At 54.6% G+C, this 21,483-nt stretch carries 21 protein-coding genes; 5 read left to right on the top strand and 16 right to left on the bottom strand.

The window, feature by feature from the left end; all coding sequences use genetic code 11:
- Positions 1–34: 34 nt before the first annotated feature.
- Together IP582_RS07985 and IP582_RS07980 are read right to left on the bottom strand one after the other, a co-directional pair.
- The gene (locus IP582_RS07985) at positions 35–1,516 is read right to left on the bottom strand and encodes a sensor histidine kinase KdpD (protein ID WP_193795589.1); all 1,482 of its coding nucleotides are present in this window, start codon (positions 1,514–1,516) and stop codon (positions 35–37) included.
- Positions 1,513–2,232 (bottom strand): response regulator transcription factor, encoded by a 720-nt coding sequence (locus IP582_RS07980; RefSeq protein WP_193795588.1) that lies wholly within the window; start codon positions 2,230–2,232, stop codon positions 1,513–1,515. The genes IP582_RS07985 and IP582_RS07980 overlap by 4 nt, the downstream gene beginning before the upstream one ends.
- 190 nt (positions 2,233–2,422) lie before the next feature.
- On the opposite strand from IP582_RS07980, the gene IP582_RS07975 reads away from it, so the two are divergent.
- Positions 2,423–2,677: a hypothetical protein gene (locus IP582_RS07975; RefSeq protein WP_039078502.1), complete on the top strand. Its 255-nt coding sequence runs from the start codon at positions 2,423–2,425 to the stop codon at positions 2,675–2,677.
- 56 nt (positions 2,678–2,733) lie between these two features.
- On the opposite strand, the gene IP582_RS07970 is transcribed toward IP582_RS07975, so the two are convergent.
- The 10 genes from IP582_RS07970 to nfsA all read right to left on the bottom strand — a co-directional run bounded on the left by IP582_RS07970 (position 2,734) and on the right by nfsA (position 12,009).
- Positions 2,734–3,333: a hypothetical protein gene (locus IP582_RS07970; protein WP_193795587.1), complete on the bottom strand. Its 600-nt coding sequence runs from the start codon at positions 3,331–3,333 to the stop codon at positions 2,734–2,736.
- Between the two features lie 27 nt (positions 3,334–3,360).
- Entirely contained in the window at positions 3,361–4,497 is a 1,137-nt protein-coding gene (gene rlmC, locus IP582_RS07965; RefSeq protein WP_193795586.1) for a 23S rRNA (uracil(747)-C(5))-methyltransferase RlmC, read from the bottom strand.
- Positions 4,498–4,537: 40 nt separating this feature from the next.
- Positions 4,538–5,011, bottom strand: coding sequence for a YbjO family protein (locus IP582_RS07960; protein ID WP_039078499.1), 474 nt, complete (start codon positions 5,009–5,011; stop codon positions 4,538–4,540).
- 71 nt (positions 5,012–5,082) lie between these two features.
- On the bottom strand, positions 5,083–5,931 hold the full coding sequence (gene potI / locus IP582_RS07955) for a putrescine ABC transporter permease PotI (RefSeq protein WP_079498317.1): 849 nt from the start codon (positions 5,929–5,931) through the stop codon (positions 5,083–5,085).
- Positions 5,928–6,881 carry a putrescine ABC transporter permease PotH gene (gene potH, locus IP582_RS07950; RefSeq protein WP_039078497.1) on the bottom strand — a complete coding sequence of 318 codons (954 nt, stop codon included), beginning with the start codon at positions 6,879–6,881 and terminating at the stop codon, positions 5,928–5,930. The genes potI and potH overlap by 4 nt, the downstream gene beginning before the upstream one ends.
- A gap of 9 nt (positions 6,882–6,890) precedes the next feature.
- Positions 6,891–8,024: a putrescine ABC transporter ATP-binding subunit PotG gene (potG, locus tag IP582_RS07945; RefSeq protein ID WP_039078496.1), complete on the bottom strand. Its 1,134-nt coding sequence runs from the start codon at positions 8,022–8,024 to the stop codon at positions 6,891–6,893.
- A 139-nt stretch (positions 8,025–8,163) separates the two neighbouring features.
- On the bottom strand, positions 8,164–9,273 hold the full coding sequence (gene potF, locus IP582_RS07940) for a spermidine/putrescine ABC transporter substrate-binding protein PotF (protein ID WP_039078495.1): 1,110 nt from the start codon (positions 9,271–9,273) through the stop codon (positions 8,164–8,166).
- Between the two features lie 346 nt (positions 9,274–9,619).
- Complete coding sequence (locus IP582_RS07935; protein ID WP_039078494.1) at positions 9,620–10,099, bottom strand: YbjN domain-containing protein; 480 nt, start codon at positions 10,097–10,099, stop codon at positions 9,620–9,622.
- An 86-nt stretch (positions 10,100–10,185) separates the two neighbouring features.
- Positions 10,186–11,088 (bottom strand): 30S ribosomal protein S6--L-glutamate ligase, encoded by a 903-nt coding sequence (gene rimK, locus IP582_RS07930; protein WP_193795585.1) that lies wholly within the window; start codon positions 11,086–11,088, stop codon positions 10,186–10,188.
- A 198-nt stretch (positions 11,089–11,286) separates the two neighbouring features.
- Positions 11,287–12,009 (bottom strand): oxygen-insensitive NADPH nitroreductase, encoded by a 723-nt coding sequence (gene nfsA / locus IP582_RS07925; RefSeq protein ID WP_193795584.1) that lies wholly within the window; start codon positions 12,007–12,009, stop codon positions 11,287–11,289.
- Positions 12,010–12,181: 172 nt separating this feature from the next.
- On the opposite strand from nfsA, the gene IP582_RS07920 reads away from it, so the two are divergent.
- Complete coding sequence (locus tag IP582_RS07920; RefSeq protein WP_039078491.1) at positions 12,182–12,445, top strand: GrxA family glutaredoxin; 264 nt, start codon at positions 12,182–12,184, stop codon at positions 12,443–12,445.
- A gap of 28 nt (positions 12,446–12,473) precedes the next feature.
- Here IP582_RS07920 and IP582_RS07915 read toward each other — a convergent pair whose 3' ends face one another.
- Entirely contained in the window at positions 12,474–12,842 is a 369-nt protein-coding gene (locus tag IP582_RS07915) for an inner membrane protein YbjM (RefSeq protein WP_071196063.1), read from the bottom strand.
- A gap of 277 nt (positions 12,843–13,119) precedes the next feature.
- Between IP582_RS07915 and IP582_RS07910 the strand changes: the two genes are divergently transcribed.
- The gene (locus tag IP582_RS07910; RefSeq protein ID WP_039078489.1) at positions 13,120–14,805 is read left to right on the top strand and encodes an aspartate:alanine antiporter; all 1,686 of its coding nucleotides are present in this window, start codon (positions 13,120–13,122) and stop codon (positions 14,803–14,805) included.
- A 169-nt stretch (positions 14,806–14,974) separates the two neighbouring features.
- Here the strand turns inward: IP582_RS07910 and IP582_RS07905 are convergent, their stop codons facing one another.
- The gene (locus IP582_RS07905) at positions 14,975–15,517 is read right to left on the bottom strand and encodes a TetR/AcrR family transcriptional regulator (protein ID WP_193795583.1); all 543 of its coding nucleotides are present in this window, start codon (positions 15,515–15,517) and stop codon (positions 14,975–14,977) included.
- 80 nt (positions 15,518–15,597) lie between these two features.
- Between IP582_RS07905 and IP582_RS07900 the strand changes: the two genes are divergently transcribed.
- Together IP582_RS07900 and IP582_RS07895 are read left to right on the top strand one after the other, a co-directional pair.
- Positions 15,598–16,800 carry an MFS transporter gene (locus IP582_RS07900; RefSeq protein WP_169039655.1) on the top strand — a complete coding sequence of 401 codons (1,203 nt, stop codon included), beginning with the start codon at positions 15,598–15,600 and terminating at the stop codon, positions 16,798–16,800.
- 99 nt (positions 16,801–16,899) lie between these two features.
- Positions 16,900–17,157, top strand: coding sequence for a hypothetical protein (locus tag IP582_RS07895; protein ID WP_039078486.1), 258 nt, complete (start codon positions 16,900–16,902; stop codon positions 17,155–17,157).
- A 36-nt stretch (positions 17,158–17,193) separates the two neighbouring features.
- Here the strand turns inward: IP582_RS07895 and IP582_RS07890 are convergent, their stop codons facing one another.
- A complete protein-coding gene (locus tag IP582_RS07890; protein ID WP_193795582.1) occupies positions 17,194–20,262 on the bottom strand; it encodes an efflux RND transporter permease subunit in 3,069 nt (1,022 codons plus the stop codon).
- Entirely contained in the window at positions 20,259–21,410 is a 1,152-nt protein-coding gene (locus IP582_RS07885) for an efflux RND transporter periplasmic adaptor subunit (RefSeq protein ID WP_193795581.1), read from the bottom strand. The genes IP582_RS07890 and IP582_RS07885 overlap by 4 nt, the downstream gene beginning before the upstream one ends.
- Between the last annotated feature and the right edge of the window lie 73 nt (positions 21,411–21,483).

Raw genomic sequence — 21,483 nt, 5'->3', positions numbered from 1 at the left:
GAAAAAGCCGCGTAACGCGGCTTTTTTTATGCTCTCACGCTCCCTGAAACGGCAGCGTAAAGCGGAAACACGACCCCGGTTGCGCATCCACCAGCCGGATATCGCCACCGTGCAGTTGCAGCATACGCCGGACAATCATCAGCCCCAGCCCGCCGCGCGACTCTCCCGCACTGGCCTTGTCCAGCACCGACGGGCGATGGAACAACGTAGCCCGCAGCGCACCCGGTACACCGGCCCCGTTGTCCTCAACCTCAACCATAAGCTGGTCATCCTGCTGACGGGCGCGCAGATAAATCTTCCCACCGTTGGGCGTATGACGCACCGCATTATCCAGCAAATTGGTGAGCACCCGTTCCATCATCGACAAATCGGCATACACCAGCGGCAGGTTGGTGGGCAACTCCAGCAGTAATCGGATGTCGCGCGTTTCCGCCATCAGATCGAATTTCTGTGCCACGTCCTGCAAAAGTTCCGCCATCGAGAAGGGTTCCGGCTGCGGTTTGATGCCACCATGTTCCAGCCGCGCCAGTTCAAAGAGCTGTTGAGACAGGTGCCGGACTTTGTTTCCCTGGCGCAGGGCGATGCTCAGATAATGCTTCGACTCTTCCGGCGTTAAATGCCCGGCCTTCACCGAAAGGGTTTCCAGGTAGCCCAGTAATGAGGTCAGCGGGGTACGTAAATCGTGCGAAATATTGGCGACAAACTCCCGTCGCTGTCGGTCATTGTCCGCCAGTTGATCCCACTGGCTGGCTATCTGCCGGGAAAGCTCAATAAAGGCGTTTTCCAGGACCGCGACTTCATTTCCTGCCTCAGGATCCGGCGCACGCAACGCCAGTTGCTTGATGGCGCTGATGCTATCCTGCTCCAGCCCCTGCACCTCGCGGGTCAATTTTTTCACCGGACGCGTCACCCACCACCAGGTAAGACCGCCTGCCAGTGCGCCAAACACCGCCACTAACAGCAACGACCACAGCAAAGCGCTCCACAGCGCTTTTTGCCAGGCAGTATCCGCCAGCGCGTTCAGGTTCTCACCCTGCAAAATAATGTAGAGATAACCCCGCAACTGACCATCGAGACGAATCGGCGACACGCTAAAGACTTTTTGTTTGTCGAAACTGCGCGGATCGTCGCCGTAGACCGGCCAGGCCGCGCCGGATAAAAAGTGCTGCAACGGGGCAATATCGATATGCTCGCGACGAAGATGCCCCGGCGGCGCGGCATCGGCCAGCAAGTCGCCTTCCGGGGAGATCATATATAGCTCGACGCTTGGGTTGAGCGTCATCAGGCGGTCAAACAGCGATTTCAGCGTCTGGCGATTCACTTTGCCCTGGGAATCAAGCAGCGGCTCACTGCTGGCAATTTGCTGAGCAAGACCCGCAGAAAGCCGTTGCACCATCGCATCGCCGTAGCGGGTGCTACTGTAGAGCTGAACGCTGCAGGCTGCGGCGGCGCAGAGCAGGAGCAGCACGGTGAAGAGCAGCGTCAGGCGCTGAGTCAGACTTAAACGACGCATCATTCCCCCTCAGGCTCCGAAACGGCAAATTTATAGCCTTTCCCCCAGACGGTCAGAATAATTTCCGGTGCGGCGGCATCCTTTTCAATCTTCATACGCAGACGGTTGATATGGGTATTAACCGTATGCTCATAGCCTTCATGCTGATATCCCCACACCTGATCGAGCAGCGCCAGGCGCGAGAAGACCTCGCCGGGGTGACGGGCAAACCAGTAGAGCAGATCGAACTCGCGCGGCGTCAGATCAATCAACTCGCCACGCAGGCGCACCTCGCGGGGGAGCGGGTCGATGGTTAAACCGTGACAGACAATGCTACCCATATCGAGACGCAGGTTGCGTCCCATCGCCTCCTGGCGACGAAACAGCGCCTTCACCCTCGCCACCAGTTCCAGTATCGAAAACGGCTTCGCCAGATAATCATCCGCCCCCATTTCCAGCCCCAGAACCCGATGTGTCTCACTGGTTCGGGCGCTGATGATAATGACCGGCAGATAGCGGGTCATCTGGCGGATGCGGCGGCAAATTTCCAGCCCATCGACATTCGGCAGCATCAGATCGAGGATCACCGCATCCCAGTCGGTCTTTTCAAGCTGGGCGAGCGCACGCGCCCCATCCTCTTCATGAACAATCTGGTAGCCCTCGTCCTGCAAATTAAGCCGCAGCAGGCCAGCAATATCCCGATCATCTTCGACCAGCAGTATTTTTTTTGCGGTTTCCATAGCCCGTTCCGGTTGCCTTTCTCTTTATTAGCTTACCCAATAGTCGCGCATTGAGTTATCACAAATAATTTATATTTCCGTGAGGAAGTCGTGACTGGTCCAGGCGTAAGCTGCAGCCTGTCACCCACACTTTCCGGAATCAGGCAAGAGAGTCAGGTGACACCCCCTCTCACCTTGCAAGGAAACCACGATGAAAAAGATGATCCTCACCCTCGCCACTCTCTGTGCCTTTGGGGTGGCTAACGCCCATGCCGCCGACGCGATGAGCCAGGACGGTATGAAAAAGCAGGACGACAGCACCATGATGAAGAAAAAGGCGCCGATGAAACATGACGGGATGACAAAAAAAGAGAGCACGATGAAGCACGGCGACATGGCGAAAAAAGGGACCATGGGCAAAGACGACGACATGATGAAGAAAAAATCGGACGGCATGGACAAATAATCTCCCCGCCAGCCCCCCGGGCAGTATTGCCGGGGTCACTGCACCCACTGTTTACCCTAATCCAGAATGATGTCTCTTTTTTGTTGCCGCTCTGGCGTCATGGGCTGCGCATTCAACGCCATGACCATATCACGCAGCGTGATGAGGGGAAAAAACGGGTTGTGCTCAAGATTTTCCAGTGTACGCCCGGCCCTTGTCGCCGCATCAGAGAGCGCATCGAAAAGCTCTTCGTCATCGTCTAAAGCAAAAAGTGCCAGGCTGTCGTCTGCCCGCAGGGGGAAATTTAGCCGCACCAGGTCACGCCCGCCCCACGCCATCACGGTTTCCCAGACAGCGCGGATCACCCAGGCGTCCACATCCCGCCGAGGAAATGCGCGCGCAAACTGGCAAATGCTTTCGCCCTGACGCGCCTGCGCCAGTGCCGAGAGCCTCGCGCGCCGCTTGCGGCTGTCGACCATCCCGGAAACGCTCAACAGCACCACAAACAGCGCAACGGCGAAAATAAAAGGATTCCCCGTGCTCACAAAGTCACGCAACAGGCGATAAGCGCCGTAAAGAACCCCAGCCAACAGCGCAAACAGAACAACGAACGCCACCACACCGGAACCCGGCGCGGCAGGTTTAAGAGGGAATAAGTAACGAGATGGCATACGCATGGTCAGTGCCCCTGATAAGCGAATGCCTTAAACCGTAGAACATTTCACCAACAGTGTCAGCACTTCGTAATGCGCCGTGTGGGGGAACATATCAAACAGTTGTACACGCTCCACGCGATAACCCGGTAGCGCGTGTAAGTCCGCCGCCATCGTGCGGGCATTACAGCTTGAATAGACGATATACAGCGGCGCCATCCGGCTCAGATAATCGCAAAGCGCCTGGCCAATTCCACGACGCGGCGGGTTTACCAGCACCAGTTGTGGCGCATCCGTCTGGGCGGTCGCGAACTGGGTGGAGTCCAACGCCTGAAAGTGCAAATCGGTCAGCCCCAATTCAGCCGCGGACTGCTTCGCGCAGGCAATCGCCTCCGGGGCGATTTCGATACCGGTGAGCGTCATCTCCGGGGTTGCACAGTGCAGACCAAAACCGCCGACGCCGCAAAACAGATCCCACATATGGCGTACCGGCAGCGCCCTTACCCACTCACGCGCCGTAGCGTACAGCGCACTGGCGACGACCGGATTGGTTTGAAAGAAACTCTGCGGGCGGATCCACAACGGCACGCCGTTGAAATTTTCCGCCAGCGCCTGCTGCTCAGTCAGGAATATTTCCGTCTCCCCTTCCATAATTGCCATGTGCACCGGCTGGATATTGACTGAAATGACGCGAAGCTGCGGCAATTGCGCCTGTAACCACGGCAGCGCGGCACGAAGCTGCTCAAGCTTGGTCTGTGAACGCAACACAAACCGCAGCATCATGCCGCCCGTGTGCTGGCTTTCGGTTAATAGCAGGTATTTCAGCTCACCGCGTTTACGCGCCACGTTGTAGGGCGTTAAGCCCGCACGGGCGATAAAAGGTTTCAGGACGGCGAAAACCGTCTGAAACGAGGCGGGATAAAGCGGGCAATCGGTCAAATCTTCGGGGGTACCGTCGCGATGCAACATGCCGAACAGCGGTTTCTCCACGCTGCCGCTCACCACCATCTTGGCTTTATTACGAAACCCCTGTTCCGGGCCGCTAACCGGCGCGCACCATTCTGTCACCGGCAAATCCGCCAGCAAGGTGCGGAGATCGGTCATTTTTGCACAGAGTTGGTCGCCAGTCGGTTGTTCAATCCACTGACAGGAGTGACAGCGCCTGGCGTCAAAGAGTGCGCACTGCATAATAAAACCTTCTTAATTGCGGGGCGGCGATTGTACCCCGTTATTGCAGACGGAAAAAGCGTCGGCTGGGAGAAGGGACAAACAACAGGAAGAGTACCAGCAGGTCGGGCATTTTCTGCATCATTAGCGTACGGAAAATCTCACGTTTTGATTCGCCGGCAATACTGAAAAGCTCAGGATATCCATACCCCAGCGATGCCGCCCACAGATAACCGGTGGCAATAATTTGCGTCAACAGATACAGCCAGCGCGCCCAGTTTCGCCCCTTCACCACGGAAAAAGCACAGAGGATTTCAACGAAGACCAGCACCAGGCTGCCGAAGAAAATCAGCGTCAGGCTCCAGGTTTGCGCGCTGCGTACCACGAAGTCGATCATTCCCCGTATGCCCAGCACGTTGCAGAGCATGAAGACATCCACACAGCGGATAAGAATAATGGCGATAGCCGCCACTTGTACCAGTGCGGGTACATTCGGACGGGCGTGAGACTGATGCGCTTTAGTAAAGAATCCCAATGTGCAATATTCCCTGTGAAAAATGCCGCGACAAGCGCGGCATCCGTGACACAACGTTTAAGATTCTAGAATCATTGTCCCTGTCTTGCACGCTGGATATCGCGCACTCGCTGCTTTTCCGCGCGCGCCATCAGATACCAGGCGATTAAACCAACAATCCCCACGACACCCAGTATCAGGCTCGCCAGGGCGTTGATCTCCGGGTTCACCCCCATACGTACGCTCGAGAAGACCAGCATCGGCAGCGTTGTCGCCCCCGGGCCGGAAACGAAGCTGGCGATAACCAGATCGTCGAGAGAGAGGGTAAACGCCAGCAGCCAGCCAGAGATAATCGCTGGCATGATCATCGGTAGCGTAATAACAAAGAACACTTTCAGCGGCGTCGCGCCAAGATCCATCGCCGCCTCCTCAATTGATCTATCGAGTTCACGCAGACGTGAGGAGATAACCACCGCGACATAAGCCGTACAGAAGGTCACATGCGCCAGCCAGATGGTGAGCATGCCACGATCCGAGGGCCAGCCAATCGCATGGCCAAGGGCAACAAACAGCAGCAACAGCGACAGCCCGGTGATCACATCCGGCATCACCAACGGCGCGGTAATCATAAACGCAAAACCGTTGGCGCCACGGAAACGGCCAAAGCGCACCATCACCACTGCCGCAATCGTACCGAGGATCGCCGCCATCGTCGCGGCGCAGGCGGCAATAGTAAGACTCAGGCCCACCGCACTCATCATGGCGTCATCATGGAACAACTCGCTATACCAGCGCGTTGACCAGCCGGCCCACACCGTCACCAGTTTGGAGCTGTTGAAGGAATAGATGACCAGCATCAGCATCGGCGCATAGAGGAACGTGAACCCCAGCACCAGAATCAAAATACGCCACGGGGAACGCACTACCGGCAAGTTATTCATGCGTTGTCTCCCATCTGTTTCTGCTGATGTTTATGGAACCACATGATTGGCACGATCAGCAGCAGCAGCATAATAATCGCCACCGCCGAGGCCACCGGCCAGTCGCGGTTATTAAAGAACTCCTGCCACAGGACGCGACCAATCATGATGCTGTCCGGGCCACCGAGCAGTTCCGGGATCACGAACTCACCCACCGCCGGGATAAACACCAGCATAGAGCCTGCGATAATACCCCCTTTGGTCAACGGCACGATCACGCTAAAGAAGGTTTTCAGCGGGCGCGCGCCCAGATCCAGCGACGCTTCAACCAGCGAGTAGTCAATACGCGTCAGCGCGGTGTAGATAGGCAGCACCATAAACGGCAAATAGGCATAAACGATACCGATATACACCGCCAGGTTGGTGTGCAAAATCGTCAGCGGCTGATCGATAATCCCCAGCCACATCAGGAAATTATTCAGCACGCCGTTACTTTTCAGAATCCCCATCCAGGCATAGACGCGAATCAGGAAAGAGGTCCATGAAGGCAAAATAACCAGCAGCAGCAGAATATTACGCGTTGATGGCTTACTGTGCGCAACGGCCCAGGCCAGCGGATACCCCAGAACCAGACAGCAGATCGTCGACACCGCCGCGACCTGTAATGACTGGAGATACGCTTCAAAATAGAGCGGATCGTCGGTCAGTTGCAGGAAGTTATTGATGTTGAGCGAAATGGTGAGCTGATTATCGGCCCACTCCACCAGATCCGTATAGGGCGGGATCGCGCGCGCCATCTCTGCCAGACTGATTTTGAAGACAATCAGGAACGGCAGTAAAAACAGTAAGATCAACCAGATATAGGGAAGCGCGATAACGAACTTGCGCCCGTGCTTCATCTGAAAACGCGCCAACCACAGGTTAAAACCGCCCGGTTTTTCGACGCGGGTCGGTGGTTCAAGTGTACTCATCACCGCTCCTTAAACCGTCAGAACCACACAACTGTCGGCATCCCAGCACAGGCGAACTTCGTCGCCCCATGTCGGGGTACCTTTACGATAGCGGTGCTCGTTCTGCAACTGCGCACTGATCATTTGCCCGCTTTGCAGACGAACGTGGTAAATCGAGAGATCGCCAAGGTAGGCAATATGCACCACCTCACCCACCGCGAAGTTATAACCGTCAGCAGGCGGCTCTTCGCAGAGCATGATTTTCTCCGGGCGCAGCGCAACATAGACCGGCACGTTATCCACAACAGAGGCATCCGGGTCCACTTTCAGCGGATGAACCAGCCCCGGCGAATCAATCACCAGACCGTCGTCCTCACGCGCTTTAAGCAGGCCTTCGAACACGTTAACCGAGCCGATAAATTCGGCGCTGTAGCGGGTGGTCGGGTGTTCATAAATCTCTTCAGGTTCGCCAATTTGCACAAACTTACCGCGGTTCATAATAGCGATACGTCCGGCCATGGTCATGGCTTCTTCCTGATCGTGGGTGACCATAACGCAGGTCACGCCAACGCGCTCCAGAATGTCCACCACTTCCAGTTGCATACGGTCACGCAGTTTCTTATCCAGCGCACCCATCGGCTCATCAAGCAGCAGGAGTTTCGGGCGTTTTGCCAGACTACGGGCCAATGCGACACGCTGACGCTGACCGCCAGAAAGCTGATGCGGTTTACGCTTCGCGAACTCTTGCATGTGCACAAGACTCAGCATCTCCGCAACACGGCTGGCGATTTCCGCTTTGGGCAGCCTGTCCTGCTTGAGGCCAAACGCGATGTTCTGTTCAACGGTCATATGCGGGAACAAGGCATAGGACTGAAACATCATATTGATAGGACGCAGATAAGGCGGCACATGCGCCAAATCGACACCATCAAGCATAATTTGCCCGGTCGTTGGTTGTTCAAAGCCTGCCAGCATTCGCAGCAGCGTTGACTTGCCGCAACCAGATGCACCCAGCAGCGCGAAGATTTCGCCTTTATAAATGGTCAGACTGACGTCATCAACGGCGTGCTGGCCGTCAAACGATTTGGTCAGATTGCGGATTTCAAGCAGAGGCGTTAAATCCTTACGGGTTTTCGCCTGTGGGCGGGGGATAGCGTCATTCACTCAAGTGCTCTCCGGCAAAAAAACTCAACCAGTACCAGCCAGTTGTCTACAAACGACCGGACAGAGGCCAATGACCTCTGTCCAGATTTAGGGCAATTGCACCGCCCTGGTGCAACACAATCACTGTTCAGGTGATTGATTATTTGCCGCTTTTTACTTTTGTCCACGCGCGGGTTCTTACGCGGTCAATTTTCGGATCCTGCACTTTAAGCGTATACAGTTTCGCGAAAACATCCGCCGGCGGATAGATTGCCGGGTTGTCACGTACTTCTGCGCTGATCAACGGTTTGGACTCTTTGTTACCGTTAGCATAGAAGACGTGGTCACTGATGTGCGCGATAACGTCAGGACGCATCAGGTAGTTCAGGAACTGATACGCTTCGTCTTTGTTTTTCGCATCAACAGGCATGGCGAAGACATCGAAGAACGCCAGGGCGCCCTCTTTCGGAATGATGTAGTTAACATGCACGCCGTTCTTCGCTTCTTTAGCACGGTTAGCCGCCTGCCACACGTCGCCCGCCCAGCCGATGGCTACGCAGATGTCGCCATTTGCCAGATCGTTAATGTACTGAGAGGAGTGGAAGTAGCGAATGTTCGGACGCAGTTTCAGCAGCAGATCGGTTGCCGGGCCGGAATAATCATCCGCTTTGGTGCTGTTGGGATCTTTACCCAGGTAGTTCAGCACGGTCGCGAAAATCTCTTCTGGCGCATCCAGGAAGGAGACGCCGCAGCTTTTCAGTTTTTCGAGGTTTTCCGGTTTCAGCACCAGATCCCAACTGTTGACCGGCACATCGCCCAATACCGCTTTGACTTTATCAACGTTATAGCCAATGCCGGTGGTGGCCCACAGGTACGGCACCGCGTATTTGTTGTCCGGGTCATGCTGAGCAACCATTTTCAGCACATCCGGGTCCATGTTCTTCCAGTTCGGCAGCTTGCTCTTATCGAGCGGCTGGAACACACCGGCGGTTAACTGGCGCTCAAGGAAGCTTGCAGAAGGCACCACCAGGTCGAAACCGGTGCTGCCCGCCATCAATTTGCCTTCCAGCACTTCGTTGGAATCGAACACATCGTAAACAACTTTAATCCCGGTCTCTTTTTCAAAGTTTGCGACCGTATCCGGCGCAATATAGTCAGACCAGTTATATACATGCAGCGTCTTTTGCTCTGCGGCGAGTGTGCTGGCAGAGACAGCCATTAATGCACCTGCAACAAGACCTGATAACCATTTTTTACTCAAAGCGGTCATATCTCATTCCTTCTGGAAAGTCCGTTACCATACGAACTAAGTGTACGCATTTAAGGTATGCAAAATTCATGCATATTTTGTCAGTCTGCACTGGTCGAAGAGGAAAATTCTTTCGGCCGACGCCGCATGCTTTCAAAGCACCGCAAGAATAACTGTAGCCAGGGTTAGAGGCTATAGGGCAGATTAAAAAACGCCTTTTATCAATTTTTTATGCAGATTCTGTCTATGTGATAAGCCGAAACGGCGGGAATAGCGGTGAATAATTCTTTAAAAGAAGGTTAGAAGCAGAATTAAAACATTCATTATGCAGCCGCTCTGGCAGCGACTGCGCTAATGTCAGGCAGGTTTAGTGAAGAAAATTGTGTGCGTCTTCGCCAGCTTTGAGCTCTTCTTCTTCGGGAACAAACAGCATCTGATGGGCGCGGGCTTCAAGAATCACCATTGAAATTTGCTCTTCGCTCTGGCGCATGAACCATGCAAATTGTTCGAGTGTCACCCCGGCGCCAGAGGATAATGTCTGGCAAACGACCAGCTTAGGCAGGTTATCATCCTGAATGTCTAGAAATGCTTTCACTGTCAAAGAACTGGCATTGATGGCGGAAAGATCGGCGGCCAGCGCCAGCAAGGCGGAAGGCTTCACTTCCGCCATCGCCGTAAACAGGACAACGTCATTAATCAGATCGATTTTGGCGTCAAATACCCCGTCGAAATTCTGCATATGCGGCAGGTGTAACGCCTGGCAGGTATCGCATTCGAAGAAACTGATACCCAGTTCATCAAGCCATTGACGAAGCGTGTCCAGACCAGGTGCGACGAGTGAATTCATGCGCAAAACAACCTCTGACGAAAAAATGGGAGCCATAGCTTACGCAAAAAGCAGGCCGCATACCATTATGCAGCGCGGAAAATCGACTAGCCGCCGGTTTTGAGGCAATAGCCGGGCGTGGCATGGCGCTCAATCCAGGCAACCATTTTACCCGCGATATCCACCCCTGTGGTCTTCTCAATACCTTCAAGCCCGGGCGATGCATTCACCTCCATCACCAGCGGCCCCCGGTTGGCGCGCAGGATATCCACCCCGGCGACATCCAGACCGAGTGTCTGTGCAGCTTTAATCGCCATCTCCCGCTCACGCGGGGTGATTGTCGCCACGCTGGCCACGCCGCCACGATGCAGGTTGGAGCGAAAATCGCCCTCTTTCGCCTGCCGTTCAATCGCCGCGACAACCTCGTTGCCCACCACCAGGCAGCGAACATCCCGCCCCTTCGCTTCCTCAATGTATTCCTGAACCAGGATATGGGCGTTCAGGCCGCGAAAAGCGTCAATCACACTCTCTGCCGCCTGCCGTGTTTCGGCAAGGACCACGCCGATCCCCTGCGTCCCTTCCACCAGTTTTACCACCAGCGGCGCGCCGCCGACCATGGCAATCAGATCACTGGTGTCATCCGGTGAATGGGCGATCCCCGTCACCGGCAGATCAATCCCCTGGCGGGCCAGGAGTTGCAGAGAACGCAATTTGTCGCGCGCGCGCGTAATCGCCACCGACTCATTGAGCGGATAGCTGCCCAGCATTTCAAACTGGCGCAGCGCGGCGGTACCGTAAAAGGTAATCGCGGAACCAATTCGCGGGATCACAGCATCAAAATGGGGAAGTTGACGGCCTTTGTAATGGACCGAAGACGCCGCGGGGTCGATGTTCATATAACACGACAGCGGATCGAGAATTTCGACCAGATGCCCGCGCGCAATGGCAGCTTCGCGCAGGCGTTTGCATGAATAGAGCGTTCCGTCCCGGGACAATATGGCGATTTTCACCCTGCACCTCTCTGAATAGACTGGCAATACTCTACCTTTTTCACGTTGCCGGAAGGCGGCAAGTCAGTTAGCCCCGGCAGCAGAGATAACACTATGACCAGGGCGCCCAGTGATATAGCAAACGCACTGGCAACGTGAAGCATGACGAGTAGAAAGCCTGCGTATCATACACGCAGCGAGACACAGGATGAACGGGAATTAGCGCACTGCCCACCCTTGTTTATGCAAATAGTCGAGGATGAACGGGCGGCTCTCTTTAATAATGGTGCGCCGGATATGATCGCTCCAGGTATCCTGACGGGTATTGCTGCCTCGCGACGTATAATACGCGGCAATTTGCGCATCATATTGTGCAAGGATGTCGGCATCGACAGGCTGATAGCTGTTTTCATGCACCACCAGCGCGGCGGGTAAACGCGGCTTCACCTGCGGATCGTCGGCAGGCCAGCCAAGACAGAGCCCAAAGAGTGGCAAAACATGCTGAGGCAGATGAAGTAATTCGGTCACCGCCTCAATGCTGTTACGGATACCACCGATATACACACCGCCAAGGCCGAGTGATTCCGCAGCCGTCATGGCATTTTGCGCCATCATGGCCGTATCGACGACACCGAGAAGCAGTTGTTCCGCCAGCCCCAGTTGCGCCTGCGGGCAAATTTGCAGATGGCGATTAAAATCGGCGCAAAACACCCAAAATTCAGCGGCTTCAGCCACATGCTGTTGACCGCCGGTTAGCGTAACCAGTTGTTGGCGTAACGCCGGGTCGGTCACGCGAATAATTGAACTGCACTGTAAAAAGCTGGAACTGGAGGCGGCCTGGGCACCGGCGATGATCGCTTCACGCTGCGCTGCGGTAATGGGTTCCTGGGTGAAATGGCGGATAGAGCGGTGGGCGCGGAGCAGATCGATAACTGGAGTCATGGTCGTTTTCCCTGGAAACAAAACCCCCATTATAGCGAACACTCAGGCCGGAAATGCTCGTCAAAATGTGTTGAAAGGTTGCGGAAATTAACATAACAGGCACAACCTGTTTTATGCGTGGGCGCAAAAGCCGCATTATATCCCTGCTTACCGTCTGGTTTAAGGAGGATCCATGTACACAGTGATATTTGGTCGCGCAGGTTGTCCACAGTGCGCACGCGTAAAAGAGTTGGCTGAAAAAGTCAGCAAAACACAGGATAATTTTGAGTGGCGTTATGTTGATATCCATGCGGACGGCGTTACCCGCGCGGCACTGGAACAAGCCGCAGGCAAACCCATCGAAACGGTGCCGCAAATTTTTGTCGATCAAAAACACATTGGCAGCTTTACCGAGTTCGATAAGTTCGTTCGTAAACAGTTCGGTAGAATAAAATAAAGAGGCAACAACCGGGGCGACGCTGGCTTTAACGCGTCCCGTTGCCAAAGAAACTGCTGATAAACAGATAACAGAGCGCGCCCAGCGCGCACCAGAATACCGCACTAAACAGCCACGCCAGCTCCTGCCACACAGAACGCACCGGGGTAAAAAACAGACGCATGACGACGAAACAGAGCGGTGCGGCGAGGATCGCGCCAAACAGTGGCAACATCACTTTACGGCGACGTGAAAAAATACTGGCAACGGCGCCCGGTAACGTAAAAAACAGCAACCCCAGTTCAGGATGCCCGGACGCACGAAAGGCACCTTTCATATTCGTCACTTCTAAAAAACAGACGACAATGAAAAGTAAAAAACAACAAATGATGCCTGCAAGTCCGCGTTTATGTTTCAAACAATCCTCCTGACTTTTCTCTATCAAACTCTTCATCCGTTGCAATGAACGAACGGTCAGATAAAGCGTTATGGCACTCCCTGCCGAAAAACCCCCGCGCGAATAGATGATTCTTACTAGCCGTTGCAATTCAATACGATTAAACTAGCGGCCAGTTATTGTGTTGCCGGGAATAAAGACGCACTAGTGCGTTTTTCTAACTCAGATTCTTCGCAAAACAGTAGCCCAAATAACCCATTCTTTCAATAGCTTACAAGTAAACAAGAAGTTAGCCTCCGTGAATATAAACGTCGCAGATTTGTTAAACGGGAATTACATACTGTTATTATTTGTTGTTCTGGCGCTCGGACTCTGTCTGGGGAAATTACGCCTGGGTTCTGTACAACTCGGTAATTCCATTGGCGTTTTAGTGGTTTCCTTATTATTAGGTCAGCAACATTTCAGCATAAACACTGATGCCCTCAATTTAGGTTTTATGCTGTTTATTTTTTGCGTAGGAGTGGAAGCTGGGCCAAACTTTTTTTCTATTTTTTTCCGCGATGGCAAAAATTACCTGATGCTGGCGTTGGTATTAGTCGGCAGCGCATTGTTGATTGCCCTTGGGCTCGGCAAATTGTTCGGCTGGGATATTGGTCTGACGGCGGGGATGCTGGCAGGCGCAATGACATCCACGCCTGTACTGGTGGGTGCCGGTGATACGCTACGTCATTCGGGTATGGACAGTACCCAGCTTTCACAAGCACTTGATCACTTAAGCCTCGGCTACGCCCTGACCTACCTTATTGGCCTGGTCAGTTTGATTGTCGGCGCTCGCTATATGCCGAAGTTGCAGCATCAGGATCTGCAGACCAGCGCCCAACAGATCGCCCGTGAGCGTGGGCTGGACACCGACACCAACCGGAAGGTCTATCTGCCGGTCATTCGCGCCTATCGCGTCGGCCCGGAGCTGGTGGCCTGGGCGGACGGCAAAAATCTGCGTGAGCTGGGTATTTATCGCCAGACGGGCTGTTATATTGAGCGTATTCGTCGTAACGGTATTCTCGCGAACCCGGACGGCGATGCGGTACTGCAAATGGGCGACGAAATTGCGCTGGTTGGCTATCCGGATGCGCATGCGCGTCTCGACCCCAGTTTCCGTAACGGAAAAGAGGTATTCGACCGCGACCTGCTCGACATGCGCATTGTCACCGAAGAGGTGGTGGTGAAAAACCACAATGTGGTGGGGCGCCGTCTCGCTCAGATTAAGCTGACCGACCATGGCTGTTTCCTCAACCGCGTTATCCGCAGCCAGATTGAGATGCCGATTGACGACAACATCCTGCTTAATAAAGGGGATGTCTTGCAGGTGAGTGGTGATGCCCGTCGTGTGAAAGCCATCGCTGACCGCATCGGCTTTATCTCTATTCATAGTCAGGTCACGGACCTGCTCGCCTTCTGCGCTTTCTTTATTGTTGGCCTGATGATCGGCATGATCACTTTCCAGTTCAGCACCTTCAGCTTTGGTATCGGCAACGCGGCGGGCCTGCTGTTTGCCGGGATCATGCTCGGCTTTCTGCGCGCCAACCACCCGACTTTTGGCTACATCCCGCAGGGTGCGCTGAATATGGTGAAAGAGTTTGGTCTGATGGTCTTTATGGCAGGTGTCGGCTTAAGCGCCGGTAGCGGCATTGGTAACAGCCTGGGTGAAGTGGGAGGACAGATGCTGATCGCGGGCCTGATTGTCAGCCTGGTGCCTGTGATGATCTGTTTCCTGTTCGGTGCCTGGGTGCTGAAAATGAACCGCGCCCTGCTGTTTGGCGCGCTGATGGGGGCACGTACCTGTGCGCCAGCGATGGAGATTATCAGCGATACCGCGCGCAGTAACATTCCGGCACTGGGTTACGCGGGCACCTATGCGATAGCGAACGTACTGCTTACGCTGGCGGGGACGCTGATAATCATTGTCTGGCCGGGCTTAGGATAACTCCTAACTTAAAAAAATAATTAACACCTGGAGAACTTTTTTTCTCAGCATTAGTCATAACTAGTGCCACTGCTTTTCTTTGATGTCCCCAATTTGTGGAGCCCATCAACCCCGCCATTTCGGTTCAAGGTTGATGGGTTTTTTGTTGCCTTAAAACTGCCCCCTTCCCTCACTCACCCGCAATCCTGCCCACCATCGCGCGAATATCCGTACGGCTCAACGGTTCCCGGTCCACCACAAAATGCAGCGTCATCCCTTCGATAAAGGCATCCAGCGCACGGGCGGTTACCGGATCGAACCATCGCTCCAGCGTGGTCTGACTGGTGCGCATCCAGTTTTGCATTACGCTTTTCAGCATCGGTTTTTTGCTCATCAGGGCATAAAGCTGATACATCAACTCCATATTGTGCGGTGTCGTCACCTGAGCACTGAAAATCAGCTCAGTCACGGCATCACAGGCGGTTGCGGCGCTATCAACCTGAGTAAAAAAGGCCGCATATTGCGCGGACATTTGCTGCGTAAAGCGGGTAAAAGCTTCATCCAGCAGCGCATCAATGCCGGTAAAATAGTAGGTCATTGAACCGAGCGGCACATCGGCACAACTGGCAATTTTTCGGTGGGTGACGGCATGAATACCGTGCTGCGCAATGGTCTCCAGCGTGGCATCCAGGATGCGTTCACGCCGCTGCGGGTCGTTCGGTCGTCGGCTCATAAATCCTCGCAATCAGATGTGTACAAATGTACACATGCTTGCTAGTGTTGTCCTCTCTTTTCCTTGCAGGATGCGACGTAATGCCAGTCACCTCACATCGTAATGCGCTAAAACACCGGCTCTGGGCGCTTTTCACCTTCTTCTTCATCCCGGGACTGTTGATGGCGTCGTGGGCGACCCGTACCCCGGCCATCCGCGACATCTTATCTGTCTCAACGGCGGAAATGGGTGCCGTGCTGTTTGGCCTCTCCGTAGGCTCCATGAGTGGCATCCTCTCATCCGGCTGGCTGGTTAAACGCTTTGGTACGCGCAAAGTCATTCGTGCCAGTATGGCTGCCGCCATCGCGGGCATGCTGGTATTAAGTCTCGCCCTGTGGCTGGCTTCCCCGTTGCTGTTTGCCGTTGGACTGGCGTTTTTTGGCGGCAGTATGGGGGCTGGCGAAGTGGCGATAAATATTGAAGGCGCGGTGGTCGAGCGCGAAATGAACAAAACCGTTCTGCCGATGATGCACGGCTTCTACAGCCTCGGCACGCTGGCTGGCGCAGGGGTTGGTATGACCCTGACCGCATTGGGTACGCCGGCAACCTTGCACATTCTGCTGGCGGCCGTGGTCGCCATTACGCCTATCGTGTTGGCTATTTCTGCCATCCCCGAAGGGACGGGAAAAGACACGCCGGAAGATAAAGCGCGTAACAAAGCGGGCCTGCCCTTTTATCGCGATATTCAACTGCTGCTGATTGGGGTGGTGGTGCTGGCAATGGCCTTTGCCGAAGGTTCTGCCAATGACTGGCTGCCGCTACTGATGGTCGATGGACACGGGTTTAACCCCACCTCCGGCTCGTTGATCTATACCGGTTTTACCCTCGGCATGACGGTCGGGCGCTTTACCGGCGGCTGGTTTATCGACCGCTACAGCCGCGTCGCCGTGGTTCGCGCCAGCGCAATGATGGGCGCATTGGGTATTGGGCTGATTATTTTTGTCGATAATGCATGGATTGCCGGAATGTCGGTGATCTTCTGGGGATTGGGTGCATCGCTGGGCTTCCCGCTGACCATTTCTGCCGCCAGTGATACCGGCCCCGATGCGCCAACCCGCGTCAGCGTGGTCGCCACTACGGGTTATCTGGCGTTTCTGGTGGGGCCGCCGCTGCTTGGTTTCTTAGGGGAACACTACGGATTGCGCAGCGCGATGCTGGTGGTGTTAGGCCTCGTGCTGGTTGCCGCACTGGTTGCTAAAGCGGTAGCAAAGCCGGAGCGCGACATGCAATCCGCAACCGAGTAATGCGCACACGCGGCAACACATTGCCGGGATCGATTACGCATACTTCGCCCCACTGCGTGGCTGGCGCTCTGCCAGCCACCGTCAATTATCGAGGCGAAAATGAAAATTCAACTGTTAACGGCACTGCTGTTTAGTACGCTCTCCATCGGCGCTCTGGCGCAAAACGTGACGGTCAATGTCCCGGACGGTTACAAAATCGAGTTAGTCCCCATCAACACCCCGACAGCGCAAACAACCTATGTTGCGCCGCAGGTCGTTGCCCCTGCGCCTGTGGTCCGCGTTGCACCTCGTGCCCGTCATCTGGCAAGCGTCGGTGAAGGGATGATCATCGAACATCAGATTGACGATCATCACTAACCCTTCAACAGAAATAACGCGCGCGCATTTTCTTATTTATTTCTGTTTAGTTGTCCTCTCTTCTCTGGCTAGCAGCAGGCTCAATGAAGCAGGTAATACCGTCAGTGTTACCAGCGTGGCCACGAGAAGCCCCCCGATAATGGCATAGGCCATAGGTCCCCAAAAAACCTGATGTGATATGGGGATCATCCCCAGTATTGCCGCGCAGGCCGTTAAAACAATGGGGCGTGAACGATGTTCCGCTGCCGCAACGATAGCGTCGCGCGAAACCATCCCCTGCGCCAGGTTACTGTCCACTTCGCTTATCAGGATGACCGCATTGCGAATAATCATCCCTGCCAGCGCGATCACGCCCAGCAATGCCACAAACCCCATCGGCGTACCTGTCGGCAGCATGGCTAATACGATGCCAGGCAAGCCAAAAGGCGCCATAAAGAGTGCCAGCAACATGCGGGAGAAACGCTGCAACTGAATCATTAACAGAACCAACATAGCGATGAGCGTCACAGGTAACACCGCGAAAACTGAGCTATTTCCCTTCTCCGATTCCGCGACTGTGCCCCCTTCTTCGATGTGATATCCCGCGGGCAGTTGCGCGCGTAATGTATCGATATCCGCACGCAGAGCAGACGACACGGTCTGTGCATTAAGGCCCGGCGCCAGGTCTGTTTGCACGGTAATGAAAGGCAGTCGTTGGCGACGCCAGATAACCGGATCGTCAACGCCCCATACGGGCGTAGCGACTTCACTAAGGGGAATTTTCTTTCCCGCCGAGGTTGTCAGCACCAGTGACGATAACGTGCTGATATCCAGACGTTCCTTATCGTTTGCACGTAGCACCACATCCACGAGGCGATCATTATCCCGCACGGTGGTGACGGTCCGGCCAGACCAGACCGTATTAAGCGTTTGAGCAATATCCTCTGAGGAGACGCCCGCCGCCCGTGCAGCAGTCTGGTTAACATTAAAGGTGATCACCCTCTCCGGTTCGCCCGCGGTCAGGTTAACTTCCCGCGTGAAAGGCGACGCTCCCGTTTTAGCGGCAACACGGTTGGCGATTAAGCGCACCTGGGCATAGTCAGGCCCGCTCACGCGGTATTTTATCGGCCAGCCTACTGGCGGCCCTAATTCGAGGGGGGATACCCGCGTCGTCAGCTCGCCAAACTGGCTGGCTAACAGGGCCGAGAGTTGCCGTTGTAAGCGGTCTCTTGCCGCTAAATCCTTGGCGACGATAACGAGTTGCGCAGTGTTTTCATTATCCAGCAAGACTTCCATCGGCAAATAAAAACGTACGGCGCCCGATCCGACATAGGTCGTGTAGTGATCAATATTTTCATTACCGCTTATCGCTTTTTCAAGACGCTCGGCCTGCCGTTCTGTTTCGGGTTGTGACGTATTCGCCGGGAGCGAGAGACTGACCAGCAGTTCCGGCCGATCCGATGCCGGGAAAAATTCCCCTTGCATATAGGTCGTCCCAACGCCTGACAAAATAAGCGCCAGCAGGGCAATTCCGATTGTCCTCAACCGATAACGCAATACGCGATCCAGTAACGCACGATAGGCCCGGGCAAGCCTGACTGCGCTCCCGCCATGATGCTTAATATGCGCAGGAAGTAACCAGGTGCCGGTCAGTGGTGAAAACAGAATGGCGACGACCCAGGAGCAAAGTAGCGCAATCAGGACAACGGCAAACAGTGAGAAGCAATATTCTCCGGCACTCGACGCCGCAAAGCCGACAGGAATAAACCCCGCTATCATCACCAGGGTGCCCGTCAACATGGGAAAAGCCGTGGTTTTGAACGCATAAGTGGCGGCGTTTTTACGCGAGTCGCCCGCCTCAAGCCGCGCCACCATCGCTTCAACCGTTATCATCGCATCATCGACCAGAAGCCCGAGCGCAATAATGAGCGCGCCCAGAGAGATGCGCTGCAAGCCAATATTGGCCAGCATCATGCCGACAAATGTCATTGCCAGTACCAGAGGTATTGCCGCAGCAACGACCAGCCCGGCGCGCATACCGAGCGAGATAAATGAAACAGCCAGAACGATCAGAACGGCTTCGATAAGCACGCGAACAAAGCTGCTGACTGCATCGCTCACGACCACAGACTGATCGGCAACTTTTACCATTTCAATACCATGCGGTAACTGGTTTTTGACCTCCTCCATTCTGGCGTTAAGCGTCTTACCGAAAAGCAACATGTTGCCGGTTGAGGCCATCGAAATCGCAAGCCCTATCGCAGGCTGTCCGTTTACCCGAAAAACAGGGGTGGCGGGCTCGGCAATTTGACGCGTGACGGTCGCAATATCCGTCAGGGGAATGTAGCGATCATTGATATGCAGTGTGACACCGCGAAGGCTCTCTTCTGAGGTCAACGCACCGCTCACACGCAAGGCAACGTTATCGTTTCCGGTACGAATCGTTCCGGAGGGTTCAACGGCATTCTGGGCCTTTAATGCCTCGCTCACCTGCTGAACATCTAATCCCATACCGGCAAGTTGCCGGGGGGAAAAGGCGATAACCATCTGCTCCTGCTGTTCACCCAGAAGCGTAATCTTCCCGATATCTTTCACAGACATCAGATTACGCCGGACAGCTTCTACGCGATCGCGTAACTCCCGCGAAGTGAAACCGTCTGCAGTGAAAGCATAAATAGTGCCGAACGTATCATCAAATTCATCATTCACAGCAGGCCCTTGCGCCCCCTCGGGTAACGAGGTTGCGATATCCTGCATTTTTTTACGCACCTGATACCAGATCCCCTGAACGTTCTGCGGTGGCGTGTCGTCTCGCAAGTTCACATAAATCACGCTACTGCCTGCCCGGGTTTCACTTTCTATATAATCAAGCCAGGGCGTCTCCTGCAGTTTTTTCTCCAGCACATCGGTCACCAGCCGGGTCGTATCCTCAATGTTGGCGCCGGGCCACTGCGCAGAGACCACCGCCGTTTTTATGGTAAATGCCGGATCTTCATTACGCGGGAGCTTTTGATAACAGAGGATCCCCGCCACGAGAATCAGCATCATAAACATGCTTACCAGTTGCTGATGTTCAAGCGCCCAGGCGGAAAGGTTGAAGCGTTGCTTTTTATCGGGAGCGTTCATGACTGGCGCTCCCCCGGAATAATTTTTTCGCCATCGCGTAACTTAGTCACTCCTGCGGTAATGACTTTATCACCGGGATACAGGCCGGATGAAACGAACGCGGAAGCAGCCGAGTAGCCTGATAAAGTGACCTCACGTAACTGCGCCTCTCCGTTATTACCAATAACAAAGATGGCGGGTTTATCGCCCGTGCGACTCAGCGCGGAGGCTGGGATCCTATAACCAGGCAATGCTGACGACGGTATCTCAATGGTCGCGCTTGCCCCTAACGCCATGGCGGGCTGGTCGTTAAGAGCGACCCTGACTTGCCAGGTTCGGGTTTGTGGGTCGGCCTGCGGGCTGATATCACGAAGTACGCCGGTGGTCTTTATAGCCGGGTTCGACAGCAACGCGACCTGAAATACCCGCTCTTTCGCATCGGGTGCGGAAAGTTGCTGCGGGTCAGCAATATCAAATACCACATCGCGAGCCTCACTGGTCGCAAGGGTAAAGACCGTTTGTCCTGCACTGACGACCTGCCCTGCAGAAACACTGACGCGGGTAATCACGCCATCTGCAGGTGCAGTCAGTTTTGTCCAGGCAAGGTTATCCTGCGCATTGCGCAACGCAGCCATACTGCTTTTAAGGCGTGAGGCCGCCGATTGCCAGTCAGCGCGCGCCGTATCAAGCTGAGTACGGGCGATAGCGCCGGAGGGCAACAATTTTTGCATGCGATTCAAATTCAGCAACGCGACTTGTTCGGCTGCTTTGGCGCTCTCCACATCGGCGCTGGCGCTGGCAAGCTCATTTGTGCCGGTCTGGTTTTCTAATGTGGCCAGCACTTGTCCCGCATGCACATGATCGCCGATATCAACGAGACGGCTCACCATGCGGCCACTCAGTCGGAAAGCGAGCAGGGTTTCATCGTGGGCACGTATTTCTCCGGTTCGCACATCGACCGGCAAAGAGGATAACGTCTGGATAACCACGTAGCGAACGGGCCGCGGCGGCGCAGCCTTGTGCGTATCCTTCTCGCCACAGCCGGTCAGTAAAAAAATGAACACCAGCGGGGCGATAAACGGCAAAAAAGAAAGAATAGAAAACTGACGCGCGGCATTAAAAAGATGATGCACACTTTGACGAAATAACACGGTGAGTTCTTCTGACATAACGCCACTCCTGATCGGTAATGGCGCCATTACATCTTTATGAAGTCGAGATTCTCTTCATTTTTCATCAAGG

Origin of the sequence: Citrobacter sp. BDA59-3 (assembly GCF_015167655.1) — a bacterium.
GTDB lineage: Bacteria > Pseudomonadota > Gammaproteobacteria > Enterobacterales > Enterobacteriaceae > Phytobacter > Phytobacter diazotrophicus.
Note: the sequence above shows the minus strand (reverse complement) of the source record. Positions and strands in the feature narration are given on the sequence as shown.